Source organism: Streptococcus parasanguinis, assembly GCF_009717775.1.
Lineage (GTDB): Bacteria > Bacillota > Bacilli > Lactobacillales > Streptococcaceae > Streptococcus > Streptococcus parasanguinis_AG.
The window spans coordinates 37774-54320 of the sequence record NZ_WMZF01000003.1; the positions used below are offsets into that span (position 1 = coordinate 37774).

The 16547-nt window shown below is 35.4% G+C and carries 15 protein-coding genes; 10 read left to right on the top strand and 5 right to left on the bottom strand.

The annotated features are described in order from the left end of the window. Positions 1-55: 55 nt before the first annotated feature. Together GMC92_RS06240 and ilvD are read right to left on the bottom strand one after the other, a co-directional pair. Positions 56-1330 (bottom strand): uracil-xanthine permease family protein, encoded by a 1275-nt coding sequence (locus tag GMC92_RS06240; RefSeq protein ID WP_338324042.1) that lies wholly within the window; start codon positions 1328-1330, stop codon positions 56-58. Between the two features lie 588 nt (positions 1331-1918). Then, the gene (ilvD, locus tag GMC92_RS06250) at positions 1919-3622 is read right to left on the bottom strand and encodes a dihydroxy-acid dehydratase (RefSeq protein ID WP_155200001.1); all 1704 of its coding nucleotides are present in this window, start codon (positions 3620-3622) and stop codon (positions 1919-1921) included. Between the two features lie 214 nt (positions 3623-3836). Here ilvD and rpmF point away from each other — a divergent pair, with 214 nt between their 5' ends. Next, positions 3837-4019: a 50S ribosomal protein L32 gene (gene rpmF, locus GMC92_RS06255; protein WP_003009516.1), complete on the top strand. Its 183-nt coding sequence runs from the start codon at positions 3837-3839 to the stop codon at positions 4017-4019. A 15-nt stretch (positions 4020-4034) separates the two neighbouring features. After that, the gene (gene rpmG / locus GMC92_RS06260; protein ID WP_001265622.1) at positions 4035-4184 is read left to right on the top strand and encodes a 50S ribosomal protein L33; all 150 of its coding nucleotides are present in this window, start codon (positions 4035-4037) and stop codon (positions 4182-4184) included. A 228-nt stretch (positions 4185-4412) separates the two neighbouring features. Here the strand turns inward: rpmG and GMC92_RS06265 are convergent, their stop codons facing one another. Next, positions 4413-4847 (bottom strand): RNA polymerase sigma factor, encoded by a 435-nt coding sequence (locus tag GMC92_RS06265; protein ID WP_155200002.1) that lies wholly within the window; start codon positions 4845-4847, stop codon positions 4413-4415. 308 nt (positions 4848-5155) lie between these two features. Here GMC92_RS06265 and GMC92_RS06270 point away from each other — a divergent pair, with 308 nt between their 5' ends. Beyond that, on the top strand, positions 5156-6835 hold the full coding sequence (locus GMC92_RS06270; RefSeq protein WP_155200003.1) for a helix-turn-helix domain-containing protein: 1680 nt from the start codon (positions 5156-5158) through the stop codon (positions 6833-6835). Between the two features lie 692 nt (positions 6836-7527). Here GMC92_RS06270 and GMC92_RS06275 read toward each other — a convergent pair. Then, positions 7528-7839, bottom strand: a complete 312-nt coding sequence (locus GMC92_RS06275) for a helix-turn-helix domain-containing protein (RefSeq protein WP_155200004.1) — start codon at positions 7837-7839, stop codon at positions 7528-7530. 183 nt (positions 7840-8022) lie between these two features. On the opposite strand from GMC92_RS06275, the gene GMC92_RS06280 reads away from it, so the two are divergent. From GMC92_RS06280 to GMC92_RS06310, 7 genes are all read left to right on the top strand, one after another. Continuing rightward, a complete protein-coding gene (locus GMC92_RS06280; RefSeq protein ID WP_155200005.1) occupies positions 8023-10575 on the top strand; it encodes an SEC10/PgrA surface exclusion domain-containing protein in 2553 nt (850 codons plus the stop codon). Between the two features lie 198 nt (positions 10576-10773). Continuing rightward, positions 10774-11088 carry a hypothetical protein gene (locus GMC92_RS06285; protein WP_155200006.1) on the top strand — a complete coding sequence of 105 codons (315 nt, stop codon included), beginning with the start codon at positions 10774-10776 and terminating at the stop codon, positions 11086-11088. After that, positions 11088-12164: an ATP-binding cassette domain-containing protein gene (locus GMC92_RS06290; RefSeq protein ID WP_155200007.1), complete on the top strand. Its 1077-nt coding sequence runs from the start codon at positions 11088-11090 to the stop codon at positions 12162-12164. The genes GMC92_RS06285 and GMC92_RS06290 overlap by 1 nt, the downstream gene beginning before the upstream one ends. Positions 12165-12166: 2 nt before the next feature. After that, positions 12167-12784 carry a hypothetical protein gene (locus GMC92_RS06295; RefSeq protein WP_155200008.1) on the top strand — a complete coding sequence of 206 codons (618 nt, stop codon included), beginning with the start codon at positions 12167-12169 and terminating at the stop codon, positions 12782-12784. 192 nt (positions 12785-12976) lie between these two features. Continuing rightward, the gene (locus GMC92_RS06300) at positions 12977-13564 is read left to right on the top strand and encodes a replication protein (RefSeq protein WP_155200009.1); all 588 of its coding nucleotides are present in this window, start codon (positions 12977-12979) and stop codon (positions 13562-13564) included. Then, positions 13554-13814: a MerR family transcriptional regulator gene (locus GMC92_RS06305; RefSeq protein WP_155200010.1), complete on the top strand. Its 261-nt coding sequence runs from the start codon at positions 13554-13556 to the stop codon at positions 13812-13814. The genes GMC92_RS06300 and GMC92_RS06305 overlap by 11 nt, the downstream gene beginning before the upstream one ends. An 88-nt stretch (positions 13815-13902) precedes the next feature. Further along, complete coding sequence (locus tag GMC92_RS06310; protein ID WP_155200011.1) at positions 13903-15168, top strand: tyrosine-type recombinase/integrase; 1266 nt, start codon at positions 13903-13905, stop codon at positions 15166-15168. Between the two features lie 592 nt (positions 15169-15760). Here the strand turns inward: GMC92_RS06310 and GMC92_RS06315 are convergent. Continuing rightward, the gene (locus tag GMC92_RS06315; RefSeq protein WP_003013947.1) at positions 15761-16546 is read right to left on the bottom strand and encodes an ABC transporter permease; all 786 of its coding nucleotides are present in this window, start codon (positions 16544-16546) and stop codon (positions 15761-15763) included. Position 16547 lies beyond the last annotated feature (1 nt).

The following is a 16547-nucleotide window of genomic DNA, read 5'->3' on the forward strand; positions in this document are numbered from 1 at the left end:
TCCTCGTTTTTTATAATGTTTGAATCCATTCAAACTTTTTCATTACCAGAATGGACTAAGCCTCATCAGCTTTTGGTTCTGGAAGGATTTGATACAACACAATTCCAAGAATGGTTGACGTTGCCACACCCGTGATTTGAAGACCACCGAGGTCAATCATCAAACCACCGATCCCTGATACTAGGATCACACTTGCAATCAAGAGATTCTTTTTATTATCAAAATCAATCTTATGTTCAACTAAAATTTTCAAACCGCTAGCAGCGATAACCCCAAAGAGGGCAATAGACAAACCTCCCAATACAGGAGTTGGAATAGAGTGCAAGAGTGCTGATAGCTTCCCAATAAAGCTCATGACAACCGCAATCACTGCTGCGCCTGAAATAACGTAAACTGAGTAGACCTTACTAAGGGCCATCACCCCAATGTTTTCCCCATAAGAAGTTACCGGAGGAGCTCCAAAGAATCCAGCAATAATCTGTGCCAATCCATCACCAGTAAGCGTATGGTCAAGCCCTGGATCCTTGAAGTAATCACGCTCAGTCAAACTATTTAAAACCATGAGGTGGCCAAAATGTTCCGTCATGGTCACAAAGGCAATTGGAGCCATGGTCAAAATCGCACTTGGATAGAGCTTAAAGCTATAATCCACAAATGGAATGTCAAAGTTTGGAACTTGAATCCAATGCGCCGCACTTACCTCTGAGAAATTGACAAAACTATGTCCTGTCAGCAAACCAAGAGCCAATGAGAAAATATAGCCCACAATTAATCCAAGTAAAATTGGGACGACACCGACAATCTTCTTGCCATACATGTTAAAGAGGATAACCGCAAAGAGGGTCACCATCGAAATCAATAGAGCATAACCGCTATAGCTTTTATTTAAGGTTGTCGCATCAGTGACTGCATTCGCTGCAAGACTCAAACCAATTACCATGATAATGGGACCAACCACGATTGGTGGAAGGACCTTATTAATCCAATCTTTACCCGCATGCTTAACAATCAGAGCTACAAACAAGTAGACCAAGCCACCCGCCATAGCACCTTGCGCAACTGCCGCGATCCCATCTGACTTCATCAACATCTGCATAGCAGCAATATAAGCAAAACTAGACCCCATGTAGGCAGGAATCTTATACTTGGTCACTGACAAGTGAGCCAAGGTCCCCAAACCAGATGAGAACAAAGCAATGGCAGGATCAATCCCAACCAAAATCGGCACCAGCACCGTCGCCCCAAACATGGCAAACAAATGCTGGAAAGATAAACCAATCAATAAACCAGGTTTTGGCATATCATTCACATCATATTTAACGTCATTCACGATCGTAAAAACCTCCTAAAATTAAGATGCAGCAAGCTATGGCTGAACAAAAACGTCTACCTTCGATGACCAAATCGTAAAGGAGTACTTCATGCTCCATCATCGACGATTTCTCTTTTTCATCAAACCACTTTTCAACTATACAAAAAAATCCCCCACAACAAGGAGATACACAAAATATAGGCTGGTCTTCCCAGGCCTTTCATTTCCATAGCTCCTTGCCTGCCTCTCTGGACAGTATTAAAGGATTGATTCGATTAGTCACAATTATAGCAAATTATAGACGGATTTACAAGAAAAATGACAGATAATACACTCAAATCTCCCAAAAAGTAATATTCATACGCTTCAGCGACAGGGTTAAAAATAGCGACTTTGAGCCAAAAAAGAGGCTGGGACAAAAGTCCTAGCCTCTCAATTGTTTTTGGATTGTCGAGCAAGACGCAGTGGTTGAGTGGGCTCTACTACACTGATTTCATCAGCTTTTACAGCCCTACTCAACTGTGCGGAGGTGGGACGACGAAATCGAATTCTAACGAATTACCGATTTCTGTCCCACTCTCTCTTTGGACAAAGTCGTCCTTGTAATTACTGTTTACCAGACTGTTCCATATTCCAGAAGTCGGTTACAGCACCACGTGATGCTGAAGAAACGATGTGGGCATATTTACCCAGAACCCCACGGCTATACAGTGGTGGCAAGGTTGTTTCAGCCTTCCGTTTCGCTAACTCTTCGTCTGAAACGTGCATGGTGATTTCTTTGGTATCTTGGTCAACCGTTACCATGTCCCCTGTGTGGAGGTAGGCGATTGGGCCACCGACCTGAGCTTCAGGCGCAATGTGACCGACAACGAGACCATAAGTACCACCTGAGAAGCGGCCGTCTGTCAAGAGGGCCACCTTGTCTCCTTGGCCTTTCCCAACGATCATAGATGACAAGGACAGCATTTCCGGCATACCAGGACCACCCTTAGGACCTACGAAACGAACAACAACAACGTCGCCATCCACGATCTCGTCTGAAAGAACGGCTTCAATGGCAGCTTCTTCAGAGTCAAAGACCTTAGCAGGACCCGTGATGTTACGGACCTTCACACCTGATACTTTGGCAACCGCCCCTTCTGGAGCCAAGTTCCCTTTCAAGATGATCAATGGACCATCCGCACGTTTCGGATTTTCAAGTGGCATGATGACTTTTTGACCCGGTGTCAAATCAGCGAAGGCTTCCAAGTTCTCAGCTACTGTTTTACCAGTACATGTGATGCGATCTCCATGAAGGAACCCATTCTTAAGAAGATATTTCATGACGGCAGGCACACCACCGACATTGTAAAGGTCTTGGAAGACGTATTGACCAGAAGGTTTTAAGTCTGCCAAGTGAGGCACGCGCTCTTGGAAATCATTGAAGTCTTCAAGGGTCAAGTCAACGTTAGCCGCATGAGCGATCGCGAGCAAGTGAAGGGTCGCATTGGTGGAGCCACCCAGGGCCAGGGTCACGGTAATAGCATCTTCAAAGGCTTCACGGGTCAAGATGTCAGATGGCTTGAGTCCCATTTCAAGCATTTTCACAACTGCACGACCCGCTTCTTCGATATCCGCTTTTTTATCTGCTGATTCAGCAGGGTGAGAAGAGGAACCAGGAAGACTCATCCCAAGAACCTCGATCGCTGTCGCCATGGTGTTGGCCGTATACATCCCACCACAGCCACCAGGGCCAGGGCAAGCATTACATTCCAGTTGCTTCACTTCTTCAGCCGTCATGTCACCATGGTTCCATTTCCCGATTCCTTCGAAAACAGAAACCAAGTCGATATCTTTTCCATCAAGGTTTCCTGGGGCAATGGTCCCACCGTAGGCAAAGATCGCAGGGATATCCATATTGGCAATGGCAATCATCGAACCTGGCATGTTCTTATCACAACCACCGATGGCTACAAAGGCATCGACGTTGTGACCGCCCATAGCCGCTTCGATAGAGTCTGCAATGATATCACGAGAAGTTAAGGAGAAGCGCATCCCAGGCGTCCCCATAGCAATCCCATCGGCAACCGTAATGGTTCCGAATTGGACCGGCCAAGCTCCCGCATCTTTTACACCTTCTTTGGCCAATTTCCCAAAATCATGGAGGTGGATGTTACATGGAGTATTTTCCGCCCATGTCGAAATCACTCCAACAATCGGTTTCTCAAAACTTTCATCGGTCATTCCCGTCGCGCGAAGCATGGCACGGTTGGGAGATTTTACCATGCTATCGTAGACACTACTACGATGGCGTTTGTCTAATTCTGTCATGTCATTCCTCTCGTTTCATTTTTTACCATTATAGCATAAAAAAAGGCCCAAAGATAGGCATGGACTTTGGAGAAACAGACAACAGAAAAGTTTCTTTCAAAAATTTCAATTTTTTTGTCAAGTAACTTTACTTTACAAAAAAGTTTTGTTATACTGTTACAGTTGATGAAAATCAAACCTAATTGAATTTATATCTTAAAAGGAGAAAAACGAAATGGCAGTACCTGCACGTCGCACATCAAAAGCGAAGAAAAACAAACGTCGTACGCACTACAAAGTAACAGCTCCATCTGTAAACTTTGACGAAGCAACTGGAGATTACTCACGTTCACACCGTGTATCACTTAAAGGATACTACAAAGGACGTAAGATCGCTAAAGCTGCATCAGCTGAATAATAGAAGGGAGATACCATGCGCGTAAATATTACACTTGAACACAAAGAATCTGGTGAACGCTTGTACCTTACTTCTAAAAACAAACGTAACACTCCAGACCGTCTTCAATTGAAGAAATACTCACCAAAACTTCGCAAACACGTTGTGTTTACAGAAGTTAAATAATAGGTCATTACGTTTCAACAGAGACGTGAAAGCCTTGATTTAATGCGATTCTTGAATTTTTAAACTTCAATGTATTGCAATAAAAATCAACCGAATGACTACATTTTTGACTACATTTTTTGTGAAATAAATTAGATGTTCGGATATATAAGAGACACCCTAGTTCAAATGAACTAGGGTGTTTTTTCAGAATACTACAAATCTCTCTAATACAGCTTATATTCACTACTAATCAAAGTAGCTTTTTAATTCTTCTCTTAGCAATTTTTTAGACATTTCAAAATGACTTTTAACAGTTTTATGACTCTTGTACCGAGTCTCTTTTGTTAGTTCTAGTAATGATTTTCCGTAAATTACTATCCCTAAAAATATATGTCTGTCATCTTCTGATAGTTTACTTAAAGCTCTACAAAGATATTCACGAACTTCATTGATAAGTACCTGCTCAAGCGGATCCAAACCATTATCGTTATATAAGTCAATTAACTCGGTTATACCTCCTCCTTTTTTTACTAGTGCATTCAAGCTTGAAAGATGATACTTGCGGTCTTGTCGCTTAATATTATCAAATTGTTGGTCTAGTAATCTACTCACTTCATTCCAATCATTTTCACGTATTGCTCGATTAATTCTACGTTCTCTGCGTTCTTCAATTTTTGACATATTTTCTCTTTTCTAACAGTCTCTTTTGCAAAGACGAATAGAAACTCTAATATTCAAAAATTGAAAGCCTTGTTGTCAAATGCACACTAAAAATCGGCGAAACAATTTTTACACAACACAACCTTTATCGTTATATTGTTTATATTAGTTTCAATCCGTCTTCTTGATGCGCATCATCAAAGACTATACATGTTTTTTGTAAAGAAATTTCTTTACTTCATTATGTTAACAAACTCCCTCCAAGAAAAATTAAGCGATTTATAAAAAAACTGGGATTTTTGATATAATCTAATATTATGAGAGATAATTTGTTTTTATTTAACTATTTACTTGATGAATTTTTAAGAGAAATAAAAAAGAAGTTTGGTATATCTACTAAACTTCTTACTGTTGAGCTAGGAATATCAAAAAACATGCTAAATAATTGGAAAAAAGGAACTTACTCTCCAAATATTAAATCAATTAAAAAACTTTTAACATATTTAAATAAATTTAATATGGAACAAAACGAAATTATTGTTAAGGATCCTAATATTAGTTCTCTAATCAAAGCACTTTTAAACATGTTGTATACTGAAGTTGACATTTATCCAGAAACAAATAATGAAGAGAAGCGAAAAAAATGGCTTCAAAAAGAGAGAAAAGAAAATTTTAAACAGAGTTTTAATAATTATATTCTATTTTTAAATGAAATTAATTTAAGCTATAAAAAAGAATGTAAGAAACTACCTAATGATAATGTTGATGACCAGTTAAAATACGAAATCCATGAAATGTTAATTACCGAAGGACTAATTAATTCAGATAGGAAAACAGGAGTTCAAAAAATTTTGTCTCAGAGATTAGGTGTGAGCTGTGCTCAAATTAGTCGCTGGAAAAAAGGGGAAGATTACCCTTCGAAACTAAACTTAGATAGAATCAAAAAACTAATGGCAAAGGATCCCACTTATCGGGTACTGACAAAAGAAGACTTTCGTAATAACTATGAGAGTTCAAATAAGTTAATGTTTATTAATAATTTTGAGATCAATTATATCAGGCGATTAGAAGATATTATTTCAAGTACTAAAAGATTGAAAGATAACTTTCTAAACGAGTTTCCAAATTGGCAATTTCTCCGACCAACAATTTTCGAACGTCGCCAAAAAGCAATAGAAACGCTATACAATGAAAATATAATGTTGTTAAGGACTGCATATAAGATCATTAAAAAAACAGATGATAAATTTCCAGAATGGCTTTATAACAAGATAGCAGATGAAAAGCTACTTATAATACATGTTGGAACTATGGAACTTCCTATAAGTTCTTGTAAAAATTACGAGTATTTTTCAAGGGAAATATATGATTCTTTTAAAGATATTAGGAATTTCCAAAATAAATTAAATTCAGGAGATTCATTAGACACAACAGTATTAAACAACTGTGTGCTACTTGTTTTGGCTAGAGAATTTATAATAGAAGATCTCCTTATGAAGGATAGAGAATCGTTTATAGAATGGTTCCACGAAAATTCAGATAAATTTGAAGTTATTGAAAATTATGCCGTTAAAAGTATTAATCTAGTTGACCTATTTAATAAAACTAAAGAAGAGCCACTGAAAGAATTCTTTGAACAGTTTAGACAATTAATATTGGATAAGCAAAAGGGCATATCCATTAAGGATACTTCCTATGAGATAGATAAAGATATAGACAACTACTTATTCCACTTGGTTGATGTGCTTGATCTGGATAATTTAATTGATGAACTTAACCCTGAATTTAAAAATAAATATGGTTTTTCTCTAAATGATTTTATTGAGGCAGAATATGTTTTTGAATACATTTTGAAAAAAAACAATATTTATAAAAGAAATAGCGAAGAAATTCCTTTTTTAGAATCTGTACGTAGAGATGAGCAAAAAATTAACGAACTCTTTAAAAATCATCCTGCTTTGAATTCCTTTATTATGAATGGTTTGTGGGACATAAAAAAATGTATTTAGTCTCAATAAAACTGCTAAAACACACCCACTTTTATTTAATAATTGTATATAATACGTTGATTATATTTACAAATTGTGATAATATGCTGATTATAGTTAGAAGTCATACATGATTATTTTTGAATAGAATATCATCAAAAAGTCACTTACTAACACTACTAATATAAAATTGTTACATTGGGGGACATGATGTCATTAAACAAATTCATTAACGGTGTAATAGCAGGTCTTTTTACAGTTAGGGTCAAACAATCCGGTGATAATTATATAAAGAGATCTCATAATACAATTAAAGCTAATAAACCAATCAAAAAAGATTGGAGTAAATAAATTGAGAGAATTATTATCAAAAGCTTGGTACTATAGCACTTTGCCAATCTATTGGTTTTTTGCTTTTGTAACCTCACAAATGTTAGTTGGTATCTTTGGAAGTGGAGTAATAATCGGTTTTCTCATGTTCTTGTTTACATGGCGAACTACATGGTTTTGGTTCCAATTCACAATGTTATGTGTATTTTGTTCATTTGCTCTGTGGATAGGTGGCATCGCTTATGGTTTCATTGGAAAATATGTAATTAAATTCATTCGATTCATTCAAGAAATCATTGACGGTGTAGATTATAATGATTAATTCATTAAACAATATCAGTCGCAACTTCTATATATCATAAATTCCGATTAAACTAAAATGCTTATCTATCTTCACTCAACCTTAAAATGTTCAAGAATACTTTTATGTATTCACTACTATCTTCTTTCACTTGAAGTTTCTCAATAAGAAGTTGGAGGTCTTGATTTGAAGAATAAGAAAGTGGTTTAAAAAAATCACTTGGTTCAATTTCCATCGCTTGTAAAATCCTAAGCAGTGTATCTACTGATAGATTTCTTCTGTTATTTTCTACTAAATTGATAAAAGGTAAACTTAAATCGCTTAATTCCGCCAATTCTTGTTGGGTCAATTTCTTTTTTAATCTATATTCTCTAACCAATTTACCAATTATCATAAAAAACTCCTTTTATATATTGTATAAATTATGGACCCATTTTTATATAAACAATTGTATCTTTATTTTAATAAACATTTACAATAGTTGCAGTTAGTGATATAATATCACTGTTACGAATTGTTTAGAACCAATTAATTTTAGGTTTCTTACACAAATTACTTTTAATAGATAGGAAAATAAATGAAAAAGAAAAATGTCACAATTGCTATTGCAACTGGAATGGCGTTAACAGGTTTTACTGCTGTTACAGCTAATGCTGATGAAGTTGTTACACCCGCAGAAACAAAAGCAACAACCGTTGCTTCAAAAACAAGTGAAGTAACACAAGCAGAGGTCACAACTACCGAAACATATGCTAATCAAGCACAAAGGGATGTAGATGCCCAACAAACGGTTGTAAATGAAGCTACTAGAAATGTCGAAAAAACATCAAATGCTGAGAAAGAAGCCAAAGCTAACCTGGATATAGCGACTGCCTATGCTAATGAAGCAACTCCAAAAAATATTCAGTCTGCAAAAGAAAAAGTTGAGGCTGTTAAAGCTGAAATCAAAGCAAATGAGACTAAAGTGGTAGAAAAACAAGCTAATGTAAACGAAGCCACAACAAAAGTTACAAACCAAAACGATAAAGTTGTCACAGCTCAAAAAGAAGTCGACAACGTCCAAAAAGAAGTCGATAATGCTAAAACAGATGTAGAAAAAGCACAATCAAACCTTGATGGAACAGGTGCTAAAGAAGTTATTGCAAAAGCAGAACAAACACAAGCTCAAGTAAAAGCTGATAAAAAAGCAGTTGCTACAGCTCAAACCCAACTTGATGAAGCTAAAAAAGCTGACGAAGCACGATCGAAAGCTATTACAGAAGCTAATAAAGATCTTGCAACTAAAGAAGCGACAGCTAACCAAACAGGCAAAAATTTAGCAGAAGCTACCAAAGTTGCTGAACAAACAAAAAACATTTTAGCAGATAAAAAAGTAGATTTTTCTAAAGCAGAAGCAGACTTTAAAGCAACAAACACTATTGTTGTACCTGCTAAGTATATTGAGGCTCTTAAAGCCTATAAAAATTTTGATGATTTGACCGAAGCAGGTGATAAGAAACGTGCAGAAGCTAAACAACAACTTAAAGCTATGAATAGCGAAATGGCTTCTTTGAATAAGTTTAATTCAAATTCTAACGATAATGGGATTACATTGACACTTGGTTCATTGACAGATGAACAAAAAATGGAATTGACTTTCTTTGCAAATGATCTCTTGAACCAAATTCGTGAAGCCTTTGGAACCAATAAAGTAGTTGTCTCAAAAGGAGCTATGAAGTTTGCTGATGAAGTAGCTGACCGATATGTAGCTGATAATTGGGATTGGGATAAAGTTATTTCAGAAGGTCATGACGAGGCAGGTATTGAAGAGCTTGCAGGTAAGAACGGACTATTTGAAGGGCAATTCTATGAAAATATGTATACAGAATACGGTAGTCGTTCTACAATGACTATGAACCGTGCTAAAGAGCTAGTGTTTGAAGCCTTTGTAAGTTTCCTTTACAACGGTCAAGAGTGGGAACACGCAGGTTCGGTTTCAGGCGTAACTTCAACAGAAGATAAAAACCAATTTATGGGTATTGCGCTATCTTCACGAAAAGATGTGACAGGCGTTCATTTTATTAACGTTGCAGAACGTCTTGTTCGTGAGGGTTCATCATTTGATACAACAGCTATCGTTAACCCTAATACAAAAGAAGTTATTGAAACACGTTATAACAATGCTAAAACTGCGTTAGAAAATGCTACAACAGCTTACAACAATGCCCAAACGGATCTTGTTAATGCCCAAAACAGCAAAAAACAAGCAGACACCGCACTTTCAGTAGCTAAAAAAGTCTTGGCTGAAAGAGAAGCTGTAAAAGTACAAACACCAGAAGCACAATCAACTCTTGACAAAGCACAAGAAAACTTGGTAAAATCTACTGCTGACAATGAAAAAGCACAAAAAGCTGTAGCCGACCTCAACGCTGACATTCAAGCTAAACAAGCTAAACTAACACAAGCAAAAGCTGTATTATCTGCAAAACAAGAAATTCTGAACGCTAAACAAACAACTTTGAAAGCTGAACAAGCTAAATTGGCACAAACGAAAGCAGATCTTGAAACTGCTAAAGCAGACCTTAAAACTGCTAAAGCAGAATTGAAAGGTTCTGAGAAAACACTTGTAGAAGCACAAGAAAAAGTCCAAAACTTAGAAAATGCTCCTGCTAAATTGGTAGAAGCACAAAATGCACATGCAAAAGCGCAAAATGCACTTGTAGAAGCACAAAAGAACCTTGAAGCTGAACAAATTAAATTGAATGAATTAATTGTTAAACGTGATGAGGCTAAAAAAGCTTACGAAGTGATTAAAGCACAATTCGATAAGCAAGAAGAAGCTAAGAAACAAGCTGAATTGGAACGTAAACGTGAAGAATTAGCTAAGCAAGGTATCCAAAACGTTCCAGTCGTTTCTCAAACTGGAAAAGTAATCGGCTTTGTACAATCAAAAAATCGGTATAAATATGGTGCTGTTGTTTCACCACAAATTGTTCCATACAATTCCAAAAATAATTTTGAAAAAACAAATCAAAACTCAGAACGACAATTGCCTTCAACTGGACAATTTGATAGTGTGTTCAGTATGATTGGTGCATTATTAATCGGCACTTTTGGTTTGGGGTTAATAACTAAAAGAAAAGAAAATTAATTAAAACTAATAAAATCAGATTGAAGAAAAGGTCCATTTTAGACAATTTTTTCAATCTTTTTTAGCAGGGATTACCAATTCCCTGCTTTTTTTCTCCTTAAAGATAGGAGGTGAAATTATATAGTGTCAGAAAGTCTAGCTCTGACTTAAACCGAGCATATCAGATCAACTCTACACTAACAAAGAAAGGAAAATATTATGAAAACACATAATCGCACAGCGGGATATTCAATTAACACCGCAAAACAATACATCAATGCTAAGCAAGCAATTTACTGTCTTAGTAATGAATTAGAACCACAAATTAAATTTGAAGACAATCAACCTACTGGAGAAGTCATTGCTTATAAAGCGTGGTTTTCACAGCAGGGACTACCTCCTTTTCAGGTGAAATTTGAATCAGAAGTGCCTCTGCCCTCTTATCTAGCAATAGTTGATTTCGATAACCTTGAAGCATGTGAAGTTGGTTATAATGTTTATTTCCGTGCAAAAAATGTTAAAGAGGTTAGATAATGGATCAGAAAGAATTGAATCAGTATCTGTTACAAAGTCTTAACATGGGGCTAGGAGCCTTGATGCAAGGAGAGACCAGTTTTACGAGCAGTTATACACTAGAGATTACTTCGGAAGGCTTTATTTTTATCCCACGCCTTCCCGCCAGCTATATAATTGACGATGAACTATACCAAAAAATTTTTTTAATTGCTAATGCCTCTCTCTATCCCAGATACACTCTTCTTAAACAAAATTCAGCTTATTTTATATCTCTTGATACAGATGATATTCACGTTCAAAGAGGATTATTTTTCCCTTGGCAAGAAGGAGTATCTGAGAGACTGATTATTTCAGATTTAGAAGAATTTGCTATTGAGCAAGAAGAAAGTTACCTACCAATTATGAAAAATTTGTCGCTTGATTATAATAAAGTCACCTCGATAGCTATAGCTGGAAATTCTGGATCAGGAAAATCATATACTTTAACATATCTTCTTAGTCTGCTCAAGCGTTTTTCAGAACTGATCATTGTTGACCCAAAGTTTGACACACCATCAAGATGGGCAAGAGAAAATAGAATTCCTGTCATTCATCCTGAGAGAAATCGCTCAAAATCCGATTTTGTCTCAGAAGTAAATGAAAATTTAAGCTCTTGCTTAAACCTTATCCAGGAGCGTCAAGAACTGCTATATGATAATCATGAATATCATTTTAAACATTTAACTGTGGTAATAGATGAAGTGCTTGCTCTATCTGAAGGAGTTAATAAAAGTATTAAGGAATCATTTTTTTCTCTGTTATCACAAATCGCTTTGCTTGGGAGAGCAACTAAGGTTCACCTTCTGTTAGTGAGCCAGCGATTCGATCACAATACAATACCGGTATCAGTTAGAGAGCAACTTAGTGTTCTGATTCAGATAGGGAACATTAATCAGAAGACAACTCAATTTCTTTTTCCAGATTTGAATCCTGAAGGAATTGTTATTCCTACGGGAAAAGGGACTGGACTAATTCAAATTATCGATAATGAACATCCTTATCAAGTTTTTCCTCTACTTTGCCCAACTTATTTCACTAAGAAAGGTATCTTATAGCAATGAGAAAGAGTTTTTTCCAGAAAACATATAATGTTAATGTTTGGCTGATTTATTTTGGATTTCTAAGCATTATTTTAAATCTGGCTTTACGTCAACTTGGGGAATTATCTAAAAATATTCAAATTCCACAACTTAAAAATATATTCTCTCTTATTCAAGAAAAATTAGGAATAATCGAATACTTTAGTAAATTGTTATCGATTATCTTAATAACTTTGCTTATTTTTCTTATTGGGATTGAACTACTTCAAAGATTTAGAAATGATTCTGTCTTAAATTATTTCAAATCGATTTTTCAAACAATTAGATTTAGACATTTTTTGAAACAAGATGAAAGAAACGAAGCAATCAGTGATAAGGATAATCAAACAACCAAAACAGGCTTTGATCCTGTCGTACAAAGTTTTAACAATTCTATATCTAAATGTACGATAGACGTCAGGAATTCAAGTGTAAGTGTCGTAATGCAATATCCAAAGACTCAGCAAGCACAAAAAATTCTACGAGAAATGACCGAACAAATTAAGGAAGAGATTTCTAATTATAACCCACGTTATATTTTCTCATCTCCTACTAGGGAAGGGGATAAATTCTGGTTTAAAGCAACAAAAGTATAACAAAAGGCAGTGCTTGGCTCATATAATGATAGCCAAGAGCACTGCCTTTTGTTATTTTTAATCAAGATATCTAATGGGGCCCACTACGACCCCCATTACACCAATAATCAATAATCACAGTTTTGAACAAGACTACCAAAATCACCCTAAAATTCTCCTAACAGATAAGAACTAGAAACGAGGTACCTGCCTATGGCAAAAGAAAAACGTTCTAACAAATGGGCTTTCCTTCTCTATCAAGAGAGTGCTCCTGAAAACTATTTGGAAATCCTTGAAGAAATGCACGTCCCCTTTGTGCTCAGTCCATGGCATGATAAAGATGTCAATAGACAAACAGGTGAGTTTAAGAAGTCGCATAAACATGGCGCTTTGTTCTTTGACTCACTTAAAAGCTATTCGCAAGTCTCAGAACTTTTGACAGAGAAACTAAACACACCTAGTCACGTTGAAATCGTCATGTCCCCTAAAGGTATGTATGATTACTTTATCCATGCTGAAAATCCTGAAAAGACACCTTACGATATCGAGGATATTGAATCAGGGTGTGGCTTTGAACTTGATAAATTTCTTATTAGCAATAACAACGATGAATTTCTTTCGACTATGATTGATACTATTGAGGAGCATAATTTTACAGAGTTTAATAATCTTGTCACATATGCTCGTGAGGAAAACCCATTACTACTGAGTGTTATAGTTGATAAAACCTACTTCTTTGCGAAATATCTTGACTCACGTCGTCACTCAGGCTATGGAAAGGACAACGATAATGACCAATAATGAATATGCCAAATTAACCCAAATTGAGCAATTGTTAAATACCTTATTAACCATCATTCAACATCAACAAGAAAAACAGAAAAACTCTAACATCGTCACTCAAAAAGAATTGTTGTCAATTCTTCAGATTTCTCCTAACACCTTAAAATCGTGGGAGAAGACAGGACTAAAGCGTCTAGAACCACCGATTGAGGGGACGAGAACTGTTTACTACAAAATGGAGGATGTGCTGAACTATTTAACTCCTTAATTTTAAAAATGTGCTAAAATAGTAGTATCACATAGAATAATGTGAGGTTGTTATTTTAGCCTTTTATATCCGAACGTGAAAGGCTACTATGCAGAAAGAAACTATCATTCACAACAATCGAAAAGTCATTAAAACTACCAAGAGTAACGGAACTATTAGCTATACGCAACGTGGTGTATATATTGGTGTAGATGTTAAAACTGGTAAAAAAGTTACATCATCTATAACTGCTAAAACTCTAAAAAGTCTTGATAGGAAAATCATTCAAGCTCGACTTGGATTTGAAGCGAAGGGTTCAACTTTAAAAGAGACTTTGTTGATTAATAACTTCGAGGAGTTAGCTGAAGCCTGGTTTATTAGTTTTGTAACTTGGGTGACTTCTCAGAATACGATCAATCGAGTTCGAAGTTATCTTGATACCTATATCATCCCGAAGTTTGGAGAATATAGACCTGAAGAGATAAAATCTGCAGATATTCAGATTTGGGTTAATAAGTTAGCCCAACAATCTAAAAAGTCTGTTGAATCAGGTGTTAAAAAATCCAAAAAGGGACACGCAAAAGATTTCGGTGCAGTTATCTATAAGCTTAGTGATATTTTCGATTATGGGATTACGAATTTCGAACTTTCTCATAATCCAGCTCGGACAGTAAAAATCCCTCCAAAACCAAAGATGGTAAAGGAGAGAATTATGGTATTACATGGAGAGGACTTAGCTACTTGGCTGAACTATCTTGATACTCTTCCTGATACTCGAGCAAATCGAAGATTCAAAGTTATCTGTGATACACTATTAGCTTCTGCGCTTCGAATCAATGAACTTCTTGCTTTATCAATCCATGATCTCGATTTTAATTCTAATGAAATCATCGTTAACAAGACGCTGATGTGGAAAGTTGGAAATAAGAAACTGGGGATTAAGGGCAAGATTGTTTGTAAGAACAGTGCCAAGACTGATGCTGGCAACAGAAGAGTTGCAGTCCCTAGACAAGTCTTAGATAACTTGAGAGCTTTTCATGCTGAGATGAGTGATTACTTTGTGAGTCACAATTTACCAACTGTGGACTTAATTTTCCCGACAATTTACGGGAACTATATGTGTGACAGAAATGAACGTGCAACGCTTAAAAAGCGTTTGACTGAGTTGGGATTACCAAATTATGGTTTCCACCTTTTCCGTCATACACATGCTTCTTTGATGCTGAATGCCGGTGCTAACTGGAAAGAGCTCCAGATAAGGATGGGGCATAAATCGATTAAAACGACAATGGACACTTATGCTGAATTGGCACCAAAAAAGAAGGCAGAAGCAGTTGCAATCTATCTCAAAGAAATTGCAAAGTTGACAGCATAGCAAAATGACTACATTTATGACTACATTTTTTATAGAACAATCTAAAAACGTTGATATGACAGCGTTTAAAGGATGCTAAAATAACATTAACAACCTTTACAGAGGTGAAATAGGGGTTCACTACACGTCAATAGATGTTAGAAACCTTGATTTTAAGCGATTCTTGAAATTCTAAATTTCACTACATTGCAATATAAATCAACCGAATCACTACCTTTTTCACTACCTTTTTTGAAATAAGAATAATGATTCGGATATATAAAAGAAGAGGAACTTTATTGTGAAGCTCCTCTTTTTGTTATGTGTTCTTTTTCTCACAGATCGTATGACCTGGTTTGACACAGTTGGATTTCAGGTACTTTCAGTTTAGCTTTATATCAACCATCATCAAAATCCAACTATTTTCTTATTTTAAAAAATATGAATAAGTTTGATTGAATGAGGGAATTTCTTTAAATTTTTTCTTAGCACCTATAAGTTAATAATACTATTCTTTAAATTATAGTTTATAATTATCTGATGTTTCAATGACCACAAAACAAAGTACAGCGAATCACTTCCTTTAGTCAAACATATAACTGAACAACATTGTTTATCTTCCTGCACTTTCATATTTTTTCAATCCTTTTCTAAAAATTGTACGACTGATAATAATCAAAAAAACTGTAAAAACTATTTGATAGAAAAATAGGTTCAATGTATCTTTCCCTAAAAATATTAATACTGCAGGATTGGCAATTAATAAATTGGGAACAAATAACATAGTGATCAATCTGTTAATACCTGTAAAAATATTATATGGATACTTAGAAATTCCAATATAATTCAAAAATACATCTACTTTTGAAAATTTAGTTGGGAACCAAAATGAACTAATCGTTATTAGAAACCAAATTGAATAATATATAATACAACCACACATTAAAGAAAGGATATAAAATAATATTTTTAATGAATTTAAATGTACATTTAAATTTCCATAACTTATAAAAATGATCGCAAGACCAAAAAAAGTATTCACGAATTGAACTAAATTAAATGATCTAAAAATATAGAACAACTGAGTATCAAACGGCCTCAATAAAATTTGATCCAAGTTACCACTCAAAATATCTGATTCTAAAATTCCCATACTTCTAATTAACAATCCCATCATAACTCCATCTACAATAGTGTAGGAACCTACCAAAAATAAAATTTGATAATAGTCCCAACCATTAAAAGAGTCTATGTTTAAGAAAATCAATCTAAAAAATACAATAGGTAAACCAATCCACAGTATCGACGAAAATAGACCACAAAAGAAGTCAAAATGAAAATTCATATCAGATTTAAAACCAAAATGAAGTAGCCTAAAAATTACTTTTATTCTAAACATT